The organism is Bacteroidota bacterium (assembly GCA_016722375.1).
Classification (GTDB): domain Bacteria; phylum Bacteroidota; class Bacteroidia; order Chitinophagales; family LD1; genus Bog-950.
In genome coordinates this window covers 53,096-69,024 of record JADKJG010000004.1, presented here as the reverse complement: position 1 = coordinate 69,024, position 15,929 = coordinate 53,096, and the positions used below count along the sequence as shown (strand labels likewise).

16 protein-coding genes and 2 pseudogenes are annotated in these 15,929 nt (G+C 42.6%); 7 read left to right on the top strand and 11 right to left on the bottom strand.

What is annotated here, in order from left to right:
- Window positions 1-449: 449 nt before the first annotated feature.
- The 5 genes and pseudogenes from hisH to IPP77_05690 form a co-directional block, all read right to left on the bottom strand.
- A complete protein-coding gene (gene hisH, locus IPP77_05710; GenBank protein ID MBL0309173.1) occupies window positions 450-1,037 on the bottom strand; it encodes an imidazole glycerol phosphate synthase subunit HisH in 588 nt (195 codons plus the stop codon).
- The gene (hisB, locus tag IPP77_05705) at window positions 1,034-2,167 is read right to left on the bottom strand and encodes a bifunctional histidinol-phosphatase/imidazoleglycerol-phosphate dehydratase HisB (protein ID MBL0309172.1); all 1,134 of its coding nucleotides are present in this window, start codon (window positions 2,165-2,167) and stop codon (window positions 1,034-1,036) included. The genes hisH and hisB overlap by 4 nt, the downstream gene beginning before the upstream one ends.
- Window positions 2,164-3,208 (bottom strand): annotated as a pseudogene (gene hisC, locus IPP77_05700) (histidinol-phosphate transaminase). The gene hisB and the pseudogene hisC overlap by 4 nt, the downstream one beginning before the upstream one ends.
- Window positions 3,209-3,211: 3 nt before the next feature.
- Window positions 3,212-4,487 (bottom strand): annotated as a pseudogene (gene hisD / locus IPP77_05695) (histidinol dehydrogenase).
- 1 nt (window position 4,488) lies between these two features.
- Window positions 4,489-5,349: an ATP phosphoribosyltransferase gene (locus IPP77_05690; protein MBL0309171.1), complete on the bottom strand. Its 861-nt coding sequence runs from the start codon at window positions 5,347-5,349 to the stop codon at window positions 4,489-4,491.
- Window positions 5,350-5,578: 229 nt separating this feature from the next.
- Here IPP77_05690 and IPP77_05685 point away from each other — a divergent pair, with 229 nt between their 5' ends.
- From IPP77_05685 to IPP77_05675, 3 genes are read left to right on the top strand one after another with little or no spacing between them, the layout of a single operon-like run.
- The gene (locus IPP77_05685; GenBank protein MBL0309170.1) at window positions 5,579-6,559 is read left to right on the top strand and encodes a DUF2851 family protein; all 981 of its coding nucleotides are present in this window, start codon (window positions 5,579-5,581) and stop codon (window positions 6,557-6,559) included.
- A gap of 12 nt (window positions 6,560-6,571) precedes the next feature.
- The gene (locus IPP77_05680) at window positions 6,572-6,850 is read left to right on the top strand and encodes a DUF2851 family protein (GenBank protein ID MBL0309169.1); all 279 of its coding nucleotides are present in this window, start codon (window positions 6,572-6,574) and stop codon (window positions 6,848-6,850) included.
- Window positions 6,851-6,889: 39 nt separating this feature from the next.
- Window positions 6,890-7,108, top strand: a complete 219-nt coding sequence (locus tag IPP77_05675) for a hypothetical protein (protein ID MBL0309168.1) — start codon at window positions 6,890-6,892, stop codon at window positions 7,106-7,108.
- Window positions 7,109-7,219: 111 nt separating this feature from the next.
- Here the strand turns inward: IPP77_05675 and IPP77_05670 are convergent, their stop codons facing one another.
- The 4 genes from IPP77_05670 to IPP77_05655 all read right to left on the bottom strand — a co-directional run bounded on the left by IPP77_05670 (window position 7,220) and on the right by IPP77_05655 (window position 9,494).
- Window positions 7,220-7,630, bottom strand: a complete 411-nt coding sequence (locus IPP77_05670; protein MBL0309167.1) for a hypothetical protein — start codon at window positions 7,628-7,630, stop codon at window positions 7,220-7,222.
- A 31-nt stretch (window positions 7,631-7,661) separates the two neighbouring features.
- Window positions 7,662-8,612: a hypothetical protein gene (locus IPP77_05665; GenBank protein MBL0309166.1), complete on the bottom strand. Its 951-nt coding sequence runs from the start codon at window positions 8,610-8,612 to the stop codon at window positions 7,662-7,664.
- The gene (locus IPP77_05660; GenBank protein MBL0309165.1) at window positions 8,600-9,016 is read right to left on the bottom strand and encodes a hypothetical protein; all 417 of its coding nucleotides are present in this window, start codon (window positions 9,014-9,016) and stop codon (window positions 8,600-8,602) included. The genes IPP77_05665 and IPP77_05660 overlap by 13 nt, the downstream gene beginning before the upstream one ends.
- Window positions 9,017-9,116: 100 nt before the next feature.
- The gene (locus IPP77_05655) at window positions 9,117-9,494 is read right to left on the bottom strand and encodes a hypothetical protein (protein MBL0309164.1); all 378 of its coding nucleotides are present in this window, start codon (window positions 9,492-9,494) and stop codon (window positions 9,117-9,119) included.
- A 113-nt stretch (window positions 9,495-9,607) separates the two neighbouring features.
- Here IPP77_05655 and IPP77_05650 point away from each other — a divergent pair, with 113 nt between their 5' ends.
- From IPP77_05650 to IPP77_05635, 4 genes are all read left to right on the top strand, one after another.
- On the top strand, window positions 9,608-10,105 hold the full coding sequence (locus IPP77_05650) for a histidine phosphatase family protein (GenBank protein MBL0309163.1): 498 nt from the start codon (window positions 9,608-9,610) through the stop codon (window positions 10,103-10,105).
- 110 nt (window positions 10,106-10,215) lie between these two features.
- A complete protein-coding gene (locus tag IPP77_05645) occupies window positions 10,216-10,530 on the top strand; it encodes a hypothetical protein (protein ID MBL0309162.1) in 315 nt (104 codons plus the stop codon).
- A 66-nt stretch (window positions 10,531-10,596) separates the two neighbouring features.
- Window positions 10,597-11,295, top strand: coding sequence for a nucleotidyltransferase family protein (locus IPP77_05640; GenBank protein ID MBL0309161.1), 699 nt, complete (start codon window positions 10,597-10,599; stop codon window positions 11,293-11,295).
- The gene (locus IPP77_05635; protein ID MBL0309160.1) at window positions 11,282-11,845 is read left to right on the top strand and encodes an HAD-IIIA family hydrolase; all 564 of its coding nucleotides are present in this window, start codon (window positions 11,282-11,284) and stop codon (window positions 11,843-11,845) included. The genes IPP77_05640 and IPP77_05635 overlap by 14 nt, the downstream gene beginning before the upstream one ends.
- Here IPP77_05635 and IPP77_05630 read toward each other — a convergent pair.
- Together IPP77_05630 and IPP77_05625 are read right to left on the bottom strand one after the other, a co-directional pair.
- Window positions 11,826-13,040 (bottom strand): pyridoxal phosphate-dependent aminotransferase, encoded by a 1,215-nt coding sequence (locus IPP77_05630; protein ID MBL0309159.1) that lies wholly within the window; start codon window positions 13,038-13,040, stop codon window positions 11,826-11,828. The two genes, IPP77_05635 and IPP77_05630, sit on opposite strands and share 20 nt — an antisense overlap.
- Before the next feature lie 326 nt (window positions 13,041-13,366).
- On the bottom strand, window positions 13,367-14,380 hold the full coding sequence (locus IPP77_05625) for an IS110 family transposase (GenBank protein ID MBL0309158.1): 1,014 nt from the start codon (window positions 14,378-14,380) through the stop codon (window positions 13,367-13,369).
- Window positions 14,381-15,929: the final 1,549 nt, after the last annotated feature.

Sequence of the window (15,929 nt, the reverse complement as noted above, 5' to 3'; positions counted from 1 at the left end):
GAAAAGATTGAGCGAGCTGCTTTCCTGCCATCCGTTGATGGCGATGGATTCGCCTTTTACATCGGCACCAAGAATTATTTTCTCGGGGCCATAATGCTTCAACCATTTTAAAACTGTCTCGCGCGATTTTACGGCAATACTGCCCACGGTGATTTGTTTTGCTCCGTTTTCAAAGGCGAGCTTTACATCCTCATCACTTTTTATTCCGCCGCCAAAATCAATTTGCAGAGAGGTGTTGCCCGATACTTCTTTAAGAACGGCGTGATTAACGATGTGATGCGACTTCGCTCCATCCAAATCAACCAGATGTAGGCGCTCGATACCTGCTGCTTCAAATTCTTTCGCGACTTCGAGCGGGTTCTCGTTGTAGATTTTCTTCTGCGCATAGTCGCCTTGCGAAAGGCGCACGCAATGTCCGTCAATGATATCTATGGCGGGTATAATGAACATTATAGCTCTAAAAATTTCATGAGTAATTTTTCTCCGGCCTCGCCGCTTTTCTCGGGATGAAACTGCATACCGTAGAAATTGTCTTTCTGAATCGCGGCAGAGAACTCCGTGATGTAATTGCAACTCAGAGTGGTGTATTCATTTTTTGGAACGTAGTAACTATGAACGAAGTAGAACCAGTCTTCATTAGTTGTTAGTTGTTGGTTGTTAGTTGCTGGATAAGAAGTGATGACCTGATTCCAGCCCGTGTGCGGCACTTTGAGTTTTGGCTCAAAGAGTTTAACCGTTTCATCAAAAATGCCAAGGCAGTCTGTATTTCCTTCTTCACTAAATCGGCACATAAGTTGCATGCCGAGACAGACTCCTAACACCGGCTGCTTTAATTGTGGAATCAAACGGTCGAGCTGTTTCTCCTTCAACACATTCATCGCCGCTTTTGCATGACCGACACCTGGGAAGATTAGTTTATCGGCGGAAAGTATTTCGGTTTTATCATCGCTCAATATCGGGCTTGCGCCTAATCGTTGCAATGCAAACTTCACGGATTGTGTATTGCCGGCTCCGTAATTGATGATGACTACTTTCACAAGAGCCCTTTTGTGGAAGGTAGTTGAAGGTTGGTCACATCACGCTTCACCGCCATTTTAATGGCCTTGGCAAATGCTTTGAAGATGGCTTCGATTTTGTGATGTTCATTTTCGCCCTCGGCTTTGATGTTGAGGTTGCATTTGGCTGCATCGCTGAACGACTTGAAGAAATGAAAGAACATCTCGGTAGGCACATCGCCTACCTTTTCTCTTTTGAATTCAACGTTCCATTCAATCCAATTCCTTCCACCGAAATCAATGGCCACTTGTGCCAAGGCATCATCCATCGGCAGACAATAACCATAGCGCTCAATTCCTCTTTTATCGCCTAAAGCTTTAAGAAATGTTTCGCCCAGAGTAATCGCGGTGTCTTCTATAGTATGGTGTTCGTCAATGTGCAAATCTCCTTTGGCAACTATCTTCAAATCAATACCACCATGTCTGGCAATCTGCTCCAACATGTGATTAAAGAAATTCAAACCGGTAGATATTTCCGCCTTACCGGTTCCGTCTAAATCAACTCCTACCACGATAGAGGTTTCTTTGGTAGTGCGAATATGTCTTGTCCTTCTCGATCCGCCTTTCAGAAAATTGTAAATCTTTTCCCAGTCGCGGGTATCGAGGGCAATATACTCGGCCAGTTCCTGTTCCTTTTCCGAGATTTCAGTTACGCCTAAGCCTCTGCCATCGTTCAGCCAGATACATTTACAACCGAGGTTCTTAGCCAGCATCACATCCGTAATCCGGTCGCCAATAACGAACGAGTTTTTCAAATCATACTCAGGCGAAAAATATTTTGTCAACATTCCGGTGCCCGGTTTGCGCGTTGGCAGCATGTCGTGCGGAAATGATTTGTCAATATGAACCTCCTTAAACTCAACGCCTTCTCCCTTAAAAGTCTCCATGATAAAATTTTGGACAGGCCAGAAATTTTCTTCGGGGAATTCCTTAGTTCCCAACCCATCCTGATTGGTGACTAAAGCCAATTCGAAATCCATCTCGCAGGCAACCCGTGCGAGATACTGAAATACTTTCGGAAAGAACTTTAGTTTATCAAAGGAATCAATCATAAAATTATCCGTCTCAAGGATAATGGTTCCGTCGCGGTCTATGAACAAAACTTTCTTCATGAATATTGTTTTAAGGTTTTTATGAGCAGCGTATTTTCTTCCTGAGTTCCTACGCTTATTCTTAGGCAACCTTCGCAAAGTGTCACATTACTTCGATCGCGAACGATAATACCTTTCGATACGAGATAATCGTAAACCTTCCTTGGTTCTTTCATTTTCGCTAGGAAGAAATTTGAATCGGTAGGAAATATTTTTTCAATCAGCGGAAGAGATTTTATCTGCTCTATTATCTGCTCCCTTTCCTTCACCGTTTGGCGAATATGGTCATTCACCCAATTGATATTATCTAGTGCGGCCATAGCTAATTCCTGAGTGGCTAGATTTACATTATAGGGCGGCTTCACCTTGTTCATGTATTCAATGATTGCTTCGGATGCGAAAGCCATTCCAAGTCGAAGAACCGCCAAGCCCATGCCTTTGAAAGGTTTGCATCACAACCAGATTTGGATAGTCAGTCAGTAGCCTGATGAACGAAGGCTGCATGGAATAATTGATGTAAGCTTCATCTATCACCACTATTCCTGTAAACTTTTGAATGAGTAATTCAACATCATCTATGTTCAAAGAATTTCCAGTCGGATTATTAGGAGAGCACACAAAAAGCAATCTGGATTGCGCATCTTCATTTTCAAGAATGCTCTCCACATCCAGTTCAAACGTCGGAAGAAGAGGGACTTTCTTTAAAGTCACGTTATTAATGTTGGCACTCACCTCATACATGCCGTATGTAGGCGGACAGATGATGACATTGTCTTTTTGGGGTTCGCAAAAAATACGGAACAGGATATCAATGGCTTCATCGCTCTTGTTGCCTAGAAAGATGTTCTGTGCAGGAACGCCCTTGATGCTACTCAGCCTTCCCTTTAACTCCAATTGCAAAGGATCTGGATAACGATTGTATTTTTCAGGCAGAGGAGAACCAAAGCTATTTTCGTTGGCATCCAAAAACACCTGAGCATCACCCTGGAACTCACTGCGTGCGGAAGAATAGGGTTTCAAATTCCGGATATTATCCCGGACTATAGTTTCTATATCAAACATGTTCTACTTTATTTTTTTCAAACGGATGCCGACTGCATTTTTATGAGCGAGCAAACCCTCTGCTTCCGCCATCGTTTCAATTGTGTTTCCTAATTTTCTTATTCCCCCCTTTGAAATCTTTTGATAGGTTATTTTCTTGACAAACGAATCGAGCGATACTCCACTATATGCGTGCATATCCATTAGTAGGCAGTGTGTGATTGGTCCCGCTAGCATAATCGCCCGCGCTTTCGGGTGTGTAGTTGCCAATGAAAACCGAGCCTGCATTATTCACGTTCTTTAGGAAGTACTTTTCGTCTTTCGCCGCAATGATTAAATGTTCGGGAGCGTATTCATTGATAATATCTACTGCATCTTGCTTGGTCTTCACCAAGAAGAATTTGGAATGACTCAAGGCATCTTGTGAAATAGTTTTACGTGGTAGGTCCTTCAATTGCTTCGTCAATTCACATTCTACCTCACGCAAAAGATTCTCCGTAAGTGAAACAAAGATAACCTGCGAATCAGGTCCATGCTCCGCCTGCGAAAGCAGGTCAGCCGCAATGAATGAAGGATCAGCAGTTTCATCCGCCACAACTAATACTTCAGAAGGCCCGGCGGGCATATCAATAGCGACTCCGTCTTTTTGCGCTAGTTGCTTTGCCATGGTAACATAGGAATTTCCGGGTCCGAATATTTTCTGCACGGGTCGAATGCTTTCTGTACCATAAGCCATTGCGCCAATCGCTTGCGCACCTCCTACTTTGTAAATTTCATCTACACCACAATACTGTGATGCAAGTAAAATAGCAGGGTGAATGCCCCCCTTTTTATCAGGAGGGGTGCACATCACTATTCTTTTACAGCCAGCAAGTTTTGCCGGAATGGCAAGCATCAGCACAGTAGAAAAAAGGGGCGCACTTCCGCCGGGGATATATAAGCCAACCTCTTCAATCGGGCGACTTTCGCGCCAGCAAACCACGCCTTTGGTGGTTTCTATCTTCTTCACCTTTTGTTTTTGAGCAGCGTGAAATTTCTGAATGTTTCTACAAGCCGTCAGAATAGCTCGTTCCAGTTTCTTGTCTCCTTTTTTAATGGCATCTCTAATTTCAGAAGCCGAAACACGAAAACCTTTGATACGGACTTTGTCAAACTGCAAGGAGTATTTCCGCAGTTGTTCATCACCTTTAACTTGTACCTGCCATAGTATTTCCAAAACCTTTGTCTCATCCGCATCATGTTTCGGCCGGCGGAGTAGTTTCGGCAAATCTTCTTTAGAGGGATATTTAATAATTTTCATCTTACATCACCATTTTTTCAATCGGAACTATTAGAATGCCTTCGGCACCGGCGGATTTAAGCGCGTCTATCTTTTCCCAAAATTCTTTCTCGCTAATCACCGAATGCAGCGAGCTCCATCCTGATTCTGCCAGTGGAAGAATCGTAGGACTCTTCATTCCAGGAAGAATAGAAATAATTTCTTTGATCTTTTCGTTAGGGGCATTGAGCAAGATGTATTTGTTGTTGCGAGCAGCCAGAACCGAGTGTATGCGAAACAGAAATCTATCGAATAATTTTCTTCGATCCACATCCATTTTCTGAGCGGCAATCAATACCGCCTCGGAATAGAAAAGGACTTCTACTTCTTTCAATCCATTCTTAAACAAAGTGGAGCCGGTACTCACAATATCGCATATCCCATCTGCCAGACCGATATTGGGAGCTATCTCCACAGAACCTGATATCTCGTGAATCTCGGCAGTGAGTTTATTCTTCTCCAGAAATGACTTTAACGTCTTGGGATAAGAGGTTGCCAATTTTTTTTGGTTGAAATAGGATAAGCCTGAGTACTCTTCGTTTTTGGGTATGGCAAGCGACACCTTGCATCTGCTGAAACCTAATTTTTGAATGGTATTCACCTGATTAGGTTTCTCCATCAGAACATTCTCACCGATGATTGCAATGTCTGCTACTCCGTCTTCTACATACTGAGGTATGTCAGAATTACGAAGAAAAAACACCTCCATAGGAAAGTTGCGCGCAGTAACCTTAAGCTGATCCTCTCCATTATCTATGGAAATGCCGCAGTCTTTGATAAGTTTGAGCGAGTCCTCGTTCAGCCTGCCTGATTTTTGAATTGCAATCCGTAATTTGTTATCCATACTTTTTTAAATTAAAACGCCCCGCAGCGTGCGGGCTTTATATAATTGGATGATCCCTCATCAAACATCATAACGCTCCGCACTCATGCAGATTGAATGAAGATGGTGATACATGCTCTGAATTTTCTTAACTAACATACGGGTGCAAATATAGAATATTGAAAAAGATTTACAATAGACTAACACAAACCATTCATTTCTCTATTTTGCAGATGATTATATTCGAAATATGAATGAGCAACTACTACAGTTTATCTGGAAGTTCAGAATGTTTCAGCCATTTACCCTAACATCGGTTCAAGGACATCTGGTTGATATACTTCACCCAGGAGAACAGAATGCAAACTCTGGAGCTGATTTTCAAAATGCCAGGGTTCGACACGGCGATGTGGTTTGGGCCGGAACAGTGGAATTGCATGTCAATGGAGATGATTGGCACAAACATCGGCATGATCGAGACAAGGCGTATAATAACGTCATTCTCCATGTCGTTTATGAAAATGGGAACAAGAACACCTATAATGAAAAAGGCCAAGCCATTCAGGTCGTAGAGTTAAAAGACCTTATCGTGCCCGGAATATTAGCACGCTATGAAGAATTAGAGCAGCGAAAAAGCTGGATTCCTTGTCAAAAGTTTTTTAATCAGGTAAATCACTTTACCGTTAGGCATTTTATGGAACGCCTTGCTATAGAACGCATGGAGCACAAAGTGCAACAGATACAAGCATTACTTTCTGAATCAAAAAATGATTGGGAGCAAATCATGTTTGTAATGTGCGCACGCTATCTTGGTGCATCCATTAATAAAGAACCCTTTACTCGGCTTGCCCAGTCCCTGCCCGTCAAGATTTGGGCGAAGCATCGTGACGAATCATTGCAACTCGAAGCGCTGGTTTTCGGCCAGGCTGGTTTCTTAGAAGAAGAATCGGAGGATGAATATCCTAATCAGCTTCGTAAAGAGTATTTATATCTCAAACGCTTATATTCTCTTAAGCCTATCGAAAAACATGAGTGGAAATTTTTACGCCTTCGGCCTTCTAATTTTCCTACAATACGTTTAGCTCAATTGGCTTCTATTATGAACAACGAGGAAAAGATATTTTCTCAAATTTTGGAGATAAAGAGTCCTAAGAAGATTCAGATGCTTTTTGATGGGCTTGTATCTGACTATTGGCAGCAACATTATGTATTTGACAAACTTTCAAAATAAGTAAAGTTTCGTCTGGGTAGCGGGGCGAAAAACGTTCTCCTAATCAATGCGGTTGCACCAGTGCTATTTGCCTATGGAAAGTATAAGGACCAAGAGGAATATTGCGAACGCGCATTGAAGCTTCTAGAAGAATGTGAAGCAGAAGATAATGCTATAATTAAAAATTGGATACTATTAGGGATAAAACCTAACGATGCATTCGATACCCAGGCTTTGTTACAATTAAAAACTGAATACTGTAGTCATTTTCGTTGTCTGGAATGTGCTATTGGAAATAAGATTTTAAAATGATTTTATAACTTTCGGAATAAAACCATGAAAATGATGTCCTTGGAGTCCACTCGTTTTGTCATCGAGTCACGTATATTCGGTGTTTGTGAGCGTATTGGAGAAAAACTCAAAATGCCCGCTCGAGACATTCGGCTGTTCTTTATTTATACCAGCTTTCTTACTGTAGGCTCACCAGTTATTCTCTATATGATCCTTGCATTTTGGATGCGGATGAAGTATTTCATCCATAGAAAACGAAACCCGGTTTGGGATTTCTAATCCGTTCTCTAAACAGAATATTTAGCGATATCCCAGCGCCCTATTAGTGTTAGCTAAAATCAGCAATCCCCAACGAGAATTGTCGGGGATTGCTGATAACAGGGTAAATTACTATGGATGTATCATGACTGAAATTGTTTTAGTAGTCACCATCGGAATGTGGTTTTCGGCTTTTGCCTCAACAAATGCATTTGTGGGAGTTACTACTGAAGGTGTGATGAAGAAAGTGTCAAAATCAAAACTTTCTAAATCATGAGTGCTGTAATTAGCAGAAAACATTACGGAGCTGTCTGCCTGCCATTTAACTGCCACCATCACCTCGTGCAATAAATGAGCGTCATCTGTTCCCGATGCCAATGCCGTACCTTTCAGGTACATCGTATCGCCAGAGCTAAACATCTGTGCTGCAGTAGGTGATGAAATACTCAGGTTTGGATAGCCTGAATCCTCTTTTTTTGTGCAAGCCGCAATGGATAAAAGAAAGATTGCTGTGGCAACGATGCCGGTTGTTTTGATTTTCATGTTGTTTGTTTTAATTGATTGAATAAAAATTTTAGAAATTATAGAATAGTCCTGCCTCTAGCATCAACTTGCGAGTAACATCTCCCACACCCGCATAGTTATATGCTACAGGCTGAACTGAAAGGCTTAGAGCCAATGGTTTATAAAAAATATCACAGGAAAAATTAGTGCTAAGCACTTCGGAGGGCGAAAGATAGACTGCTTCTCCACGATTATAGTTATGAAAAGAATGAAGGTACTTTATACCAACAGCAGGCATAAAACTCCAACTGCCACTCTTCAAAATGTAAAAAGCATTAGCCCCGCCTTCTAGCTTGTCTCCAAATCTAAAACGATAGGAGTTTACCGTATTGGCTCGATACGATCCACTGACATTCATGCCGAAATCGTTATAGCGATATGTGTAAATAGCGTTAAAGAAAAAATCCGTACTGCCCGTTCCGGGTTGAACGCTAGTGGAGTAAAGATTATTATCCTCTTTTTTGTGCTTACCACTCGGCAATTTGAAGCCGACTCCTAAGCGAAGCTGGTGTTTGGATTTGCTTCCGTGACATTTCAACGGGTCGAGTACAAGAAACTGCATCATCATGCTAATATCTCCCAAACCAGTGGTTTTTTGATTGGAAATCCTCGATTGTTCACTCACAAAATTTACTGGAACAAAGGCGGATAACTGCAATAGTCTATTCAGATTAAACCGACCGAAAAATTCTGCCGTATTAAAATTTATGTTGGTCCGCATACCGTTCAGTTCTGGATTTAGACTGATTTTTTCAGAATATAGGTAGCTGTATGTCCACCGCAGCCCAACTACATTCTTGTTGAGATTAGGAAGAATGGAATAATTAGAGCCCGCGCCGGTACAACAGCAGGATTGACCCAGCGACTTAGAACTCCATCCTACCATGAAGAACAACAACATGACGAAGCAGAACTTCGTCATGTTGCCATAATCCTTTTTATATGAAATTATGGGATGCATTTGAAACTTACTTTTTTGCCGATTGAATTACCATCGTGGTCAAGAGCAGCAATAATCTCAAGCTCTACATCAGTCGTATCGGTAATTATTGTATTCACCCAAAACTGATCTATAGTAATTTGGGTCGCATGTTCGTGAACATTAAATATCGCAATAGACGATTTGTCGGCTTTATTACGGAGATATATCTGATAACCATGAAGCGTAGAATCTGATGTGATTGTACCACTAATTTTTACTGTATCATTTGGCGAATAAATTGAAGAAGACAAAGGTGAATCGATGATAATGCTTGCCGTAGTCAGCAAATGGGTGTTTTCATCTTTGCTGCAAGACACGAAGAAAATACTGAACAGGGCAGAAATAGCTAAGAGGGATATAATGAGTGATTTATTGTTTTTCATTTATTAATTGATTTAGAATAGAAAATAGTAGCAAATACGCGATATCGCCTCCAGCCTAAACATTTAGATCTGTACGAACGGCAATAACCAACAAGAATGTTTATGCGACTAACTTAGGCGGCGGAATGATTTCCGTGAAAGGAGGAGTAGTGCCTGAATTAGGATAAGGAATATAAAGACCCGTTTCCACAAACTGGGGGAAATAGGAAATGCGCAATACTTCGTGAGTCGTAACCACCTGCTCTTCCTTTTCTTTTAAGGATTGCGATTGTTGCTTTTCGTTTTCTTCGGCTTTCTTCAATTGCTTGGTCAGATAACAATGACCATTACAATGCAATTGGGGATTGTTCTTGTTGATACAAAGTTTCTCGGCAATCATTCTTTTGTTCAGGTTATAGTAAGCATACAACCCTAAATTCATCAAGCCCTGAGCAACGATTATGAAAGCCAATAACACCCCAAACGTCTTACGAATCACGCGGCAAAAATAGTTTTAGCCCACAAACTTCCTAATGAGTCTCATCAAGCGAATTTCTGACCTTCATCATCAAACAGCAAAGCATATCTTGTTCAAACCAATATTTTCGTCGCATGAAAAGACAGCTTATTTTAATCCGCCACACAAAATCTAACTGGGACAACCCACTTGATTCAGATTTTGACCGACCTATCAATAAAGACCGGGTAAACGATACTTTAAGAATGTCAAAGAAGCTGAAAGACTTAGGTTTGAAACCTGACCTCATTCTTTGCAGCCCTGCCAATCGCACCCGGCAAACCGCTGAATACTTTTGCAAGGCTTTAAATTTTGAAACAGAGAATGTACTTTTCGATAAGCGCCTCTATGAATCCCCTGCCGAAGAATATCTCGAGGTCGTACAAGAAACAGAAGCAGACATAAAGACGCTCGTCGTCGTAGGTCACAATCCATCTACCACACACTTTGCCAACTTGTTCCTTGACGAAAAAGTTCTCCAAGTACCAACCACCGGCGTGGTCTGGATAGAGTTCAATCATCCCGATTGGCACCTATCTCCTCCATCAGTGAAAGGCCACTTGAAATACTTCCTGACTCCAAAAGCCTTATAGGTGATTATGAAATCTTTACCCGCCACCATTAAGTGCCAAGAACTCACAAAATTCATGTTAGCTAACGTTAATTATACCAGTTGGGTTCGGGTGCCGGAATACTTTTGTTCTTGAAATTTTTCAATCAAAAAAAACCCAGTAAAATGAAACATGTTTTTTTGACGCTATCCGTAGCGTTCGCAGTACTCGCAGTCAGTGCTCAAGGTGTAAAAACTGAAAACAAGACTGCACACAAAGCCGAAACCAAAATGGTAAAAACCGAAGCAAAGGTTGGCGAGAAAGCCGCTAAGACCGAAGCCCGGACAGAGACCAAAGTAGCCCACAGCGGAGCTAGGGTTGAAGCTAAAGCTGTTAAAATGGAGGCTAGACCTGTCAGCAAGGCCTCCGAAATCAAACCGGTTGACAAGACTGCCCCTAAGAAATAGGTGCTTTTTTCAAAAGATTGAAATAAATCCCTGCCATTCGGTGGGGATTTATTTTTTTAGCCCCTCATGAACGCTACAAAATCCGTTGCTATTATCCTCGCCGGTGGCTTAGGCACGCGCCTTCGCTCGGTGATTTCCGACTTGCCCAAACCAATGGCACCGGTCAACGGAAAACCTTTTCTGCACTATATCTTTCAATACCTTGCCAAGAACCAAATTAGTGAAACCATCCTATCCGTCGGATACAAGCATGAAACCATCAAAGAATATTTTGGTGAGGAATATTTGGGAATAAAAATCCGGTATTCCATCGAAGAAGAACCACTCGGAACCGGCGGAGGAATTAAGAAGGCTTTCGATATGGTGCAAGACGAAGCATACGTCCTTAATGGCGATACCTTTTTTGACGTGGACTTATCTGCCCTACGCAATTTTTATTTTCAATCAAACAGTGATCTTGTTCTTTCCTTGAAGAAGCTAAGCAACTTTGACCGCTACGGAACCGTAGAGTTGGATGCCAACAACCGCGTTACCGAATTCTGTGAAAAGAAATTCATGACCGAAGGCCTCGTTAACGGTGGCGTCTATTTCTTCCGCAAGAATCTTTTTGCACAAGTAGAAGTCTCCGAAAAATTCTCCTTTGAAAAAGATGTTTTAGAGAAATACTCCTCTTCCCTGAAATTCAGCGGAAAGGCATTTGATGGCTATTTCATTGACATCGGCATTCCCGAAGACTACCAAAAAGCCCAACATGAATTTAAGTGAACTGAAAATCAACAAAACCTGGACGCTCTTCCTCGACCGAGATGGCGTGATCAATCTTCACTACCCGAACGATTACGTCAAAACCTGGGACGAGTTCTATTTCCTCGAAGGCGCGCTTGATGCCATCCGCGATTTATCTCAACTCTTTCGCCGAATCATCATCGTCACCAACCAACAAGGCGTGGGCCGCGAAATTATGAGTCAGGAAGATTTAGATTTTATCCATGCCGAAATGATGCGCGAAGTGCGCAAACATGGCGGAAGAATCCACGCCATCTATTCCGCTACTGAATTGAGAGAGCGAGACGTAAACCAAATGCGCAAGCCCGCCATCGGTATGGCCAAAAAGGCAAAACGTGATTTCCCCGAAATTGATTTCTCCAAAGCCCTGATAGTGGGCGATGCCGCCACCGACATGCAGTTCGGCCGAGCCGCCGGTATCTTCACCGTCTTTGTAGGCGATAAAAAGAAATTGAATGAACCGGAGCAGCAACAGGTGGACACCTATTGCGATTCCCTCCGCGACTTTGCTAATTCACTAAAGCACTAACCTCTGTCTTTGCATACTCTTTCAGCCCTGCTTCCAAACAAGAAATAGCTGCTTTCAAATCTTCCGTGTTCAACACATAAGCTATGCGCACTTGGTTCTTACCCGAACCCGCCGTGGAATAAAAACCCGAAGCCGGTGCCATCATCACCGTAGCGCCCTGATGCGAAAATTGCTCCAACATCCACTGACAAAAAACATCCGTATCGCGCACCGGCAGCGATGCCACCGCATAAAAAGCCCCGCCGGGATTCGGGCAATACACACCCGGTATTTTATTCAACCCCTCCACCAACACATCGCGACGCTTCTTGTATTCTGCCAGAATCGAATCATAATATTCCTTCCCTAAATCAAACAAACCTTCACCGGCTATCTGCCCCAGCGACGGCGGACTCAACCGCATCTGCCCGAACTTCAACACCGTATTCAGCACCTCCTTGTTCCTCGTCACCAAAGCTCCAATCCGCGCTCCGCAGGCGCTGAAACGTTTAGAAATAGAATCAAACACAATCACATGCTGCTCCATCCCCTCCAGATTCAAGGCGCTGAAAAATGTTTTATCGCCATACAAAAACTCTCGATACACCTCATCCACAAAAAGATAAAGATCATGCTTCAAACAAATTTCCCGTAGCGTCAACATCTCTTCTTTGCTATAAAAATAACCCGTCGGATTATTCGGATTACAAATCAAAATCGCTTTCGTTTTCGGCGTAATCACCTTTTCAAAATCCGCCATCGGCGGCAATGCAAAACCACTTTCAATCGAAGTCGGAATCGGCCGCACCCGAATATGCCCCGCCGTCGCAAAACCAATATAGTTGGCATACATCGGCTCCGGAATAATAATTTCATCCTCCTCATTCAAACAACTCATCATCCCAAACGACAACGCCTCGCTCGCCCCCTCCGTAATCATAAACTGCGACGCATCCACCTCAATCCCTATCCGGTTATAATAACCCGCAAACTTCTTCCGATACGCCTCCAGCCCATTGCTCGGACAATACTCCAGCACCTTCATATCCAACTTCTTCAGCGTCTCCCAAAACTGCTTCGGCGTCTCCAAATCGGGCTGCCCGATGTTCAAGTGATAAATCTTCGTCCCCCTCTTTTTTGCCGAGTCGGCATAAGGAACTAATTTGCGAATCGGCGAGGCGGGCATCTCCTGCCCTTTCTTTGAAATCTTTGGCATAGTCTTTAAAAATGAACCGCGAAGAAAACAAAAAGCGAGGAGATAATAAATATGAATCTTTGGGCGGCTTACGGGCTTTCGGCTATATCTTTTTCGACTCGCTTATTTTTAATGGATGAAAAAGGATGCCGCCTCTATCCCTGCCGCAAACAGCCAGTGACCGCATTCTAAATTTATCAACTTTCTAAAATTTTGTTTCCTCCACCTCCGTCTTTTTCTGCTCCGCAGAAAAAGACACCTCCGCCAGCCGGAGGACAAACAGCCGCCCTCATATCGAAGGCTACCAGTAAATTGTAGGGCTACCCTTGTCCTCCGATTTCTATGGTTTAAGCAAGTAAAGGGTAATATATTTTTTCATACACTCTGTTGTCCCTGACACATGCAAAAATCTGATGCACAATTTTATTTCTTACTGCATTAATCACATTCATTTTGCTTTTCCCTTCAGCTACCTTTCTTGTATAGTATAATTTCATTTCAGGATTGTGAAGGATAGCGGTCATGGCAACCATGTGTAATAGAGATTTTGCATGCAGGTTGGCTTTACGAGACACCCTTGTTTTTCCTCTAACACTACTCCCTGAAGAATGTTCAAAAGGTGCTACTCCGGCATAACAAGCATACTTTCTCGGCTCCTTAATGCGCTTAAATTCATTGGTGCTAATAACAATTGATGTAGCGGTTACCACTCCTACACCAGGCACAGAGGTTACAATGGTAAATAAACGTTTAAGCTCGGAGTCGTTCTCAATCACTTCCTTTATTTTCTTTTCAGTAGCAGCAATATCTGTAGCTAAAGCATGAATACTTTTCTTGCAACAAGCCGCCATGTATTTGGTCACTTGTTTGGCCTGGAAAGATTCATTTTCCTTTAACACAACTTCCAACTGTTTCTTAGCTGCAATTAAACGGTCGCGCATCCCTGTAAGCTGCTTGAGTTGCGTAATGACTGCTCTGGGAGATTGCCATAGTTTTATTTCTGCTCTGTTTTTGTAAACATATTGAGCAATTCGAAGCGCATCTACCTGATCGTTTTTGCCTCGCTGTAACCCTCCGGATTGCTTAATATGAATAGCCGATTCCAAGCACAAGTTCCATTGCTGTTCTTGGGCCACAACAAGTAAATGGTTATTGTAAATACCGGTATGCTCTACTCCAATCAAGCATACCTTTAAATCAAAATCAGGATACTTCTTCTGAAGGTCTTTGATTAAAGACTTTATAGCCGGAACCCTGTTCTCGATGATTCCCTGATACTGCTTTTCATTGCCTTTGAGAAGTGCAATATCTAACTTCCCTTTGGATACGTCTATGCCCATAAACCATTCATAAGTTTTCATACTTTTATATTTAGGTTACAAACTTGCTGACCGCATTTGAACACAATCAATACCTTGCTAATGGGTCTTACCCAAATTTCTATTTGATGCTTGTTCAAATAACCAACTGTAGGCTCAATCGGAGGATGGGTCTTACCCTGCTGGCGGAAGAGTTCCCTACAGTTGGTGGTCAGCTTGTTTAATAAGGTTAAATTATAAAAACAAACCTAAAGGGCTGGCGGAGGTGGCCCCGACGTTTCAGTAGGGGACGGAGGTGGTAATCAAACAAATGTCGTGGAAGTAATTAATCCCAACTGTCTCAAGTTTGCAACTTAATCCCGTACTCAATTTTCCCCCAAAAATAATCGCGCTTCCACCACAGCCGTGTGCGTTTAGGTGGGAAGTGAGCGCATTAAACTCAGAAATTAGCGCATCTGGCCATGAGGCGTATGCACTAAACTAGGAGATTTGTGCAGTTGGCTATGCGACGTGTGCACTAAGCGCCGGAATGAATGCACCTGGCCAAGCGGTGAGTGCATTTATCCTATAAATTAACGCAGGTGGCCGGAGGTGGTAATTGCACTTAATCTGCGAGCCAATGCAACAAGCCGGAAAATGAGCGTATTAAAATTGAAAATTAGAGCGCATTGAACCCGGCACAAAACGCAAAAAACAGGCAAAATCGCCTCTTTTTGTGTTTTATGGACTCTTATTTTCAATTTTAGGGCCCTTGTCCACCACATAAGGGCCCTCATTTTCCAGACTAGGAACCTAACGCTCCAAATAAGGGTCCTTAGCCCGTTAACTAAGGGACCTAATGCTATGGAGAAGGGTCCTCATCGTCGTGAGAAGGGCCCTTAACTTCAACAAAAGGGCCCTCATTCCTCAGACAAGGACCCTCATTGGAAAGAGAAGGGCTCTTGTGCCAAGCGGAAGGGCCCATATTTCCGGGGGGTATCCTCTCATCCGTTTTTTCTTTTGCCATAATTTTCAGGATTAAAAAATTACGATCTTGAAATTAAACAAGAATTTCAAAAAAAGAAGCGATGGAAGGGAGTGTGAATGGGAAAGGTGAAAACTTTCGTTATCTGGTTTATATTTGACTAAACCATTGCAAAAGCCCCAAAGACCTTTGTTTTTAACTTTATTCCACGCAGAGGGCGCAGCGTAGCTGGGAACACAGAGAAAATACAGTAAAAAGACTCCATACTCTGCATCTCTGCGCGCTCCGCGTGAAATGTATTCATTCGATCGCTCCGATGGAGCTTGCACAGTGGAGACTATTCATTTCTACCAAAAGATAGTTCCTACGGAACTTGATAGATGTTATTCGCGAATGTTTGTTTGCGGTGGTTTTCAATCCGTAGGATTGATGCCTGGCCGAAGACTACAAAAGTCTTTAAGACTTTTGTAGTTTAAATCACGGCTAAAGCCAATACAAATCTTCCAAACCCTCCGCCATGAATGGCGGAGTTATTAACAGCGTGCTTCAGCGTGGTGAGAATCTGGCTCTTGTTAAATGGCTTTAGCCATAATGGTCGAAGACTACAAAAGTCTTAAAGACTTTTGT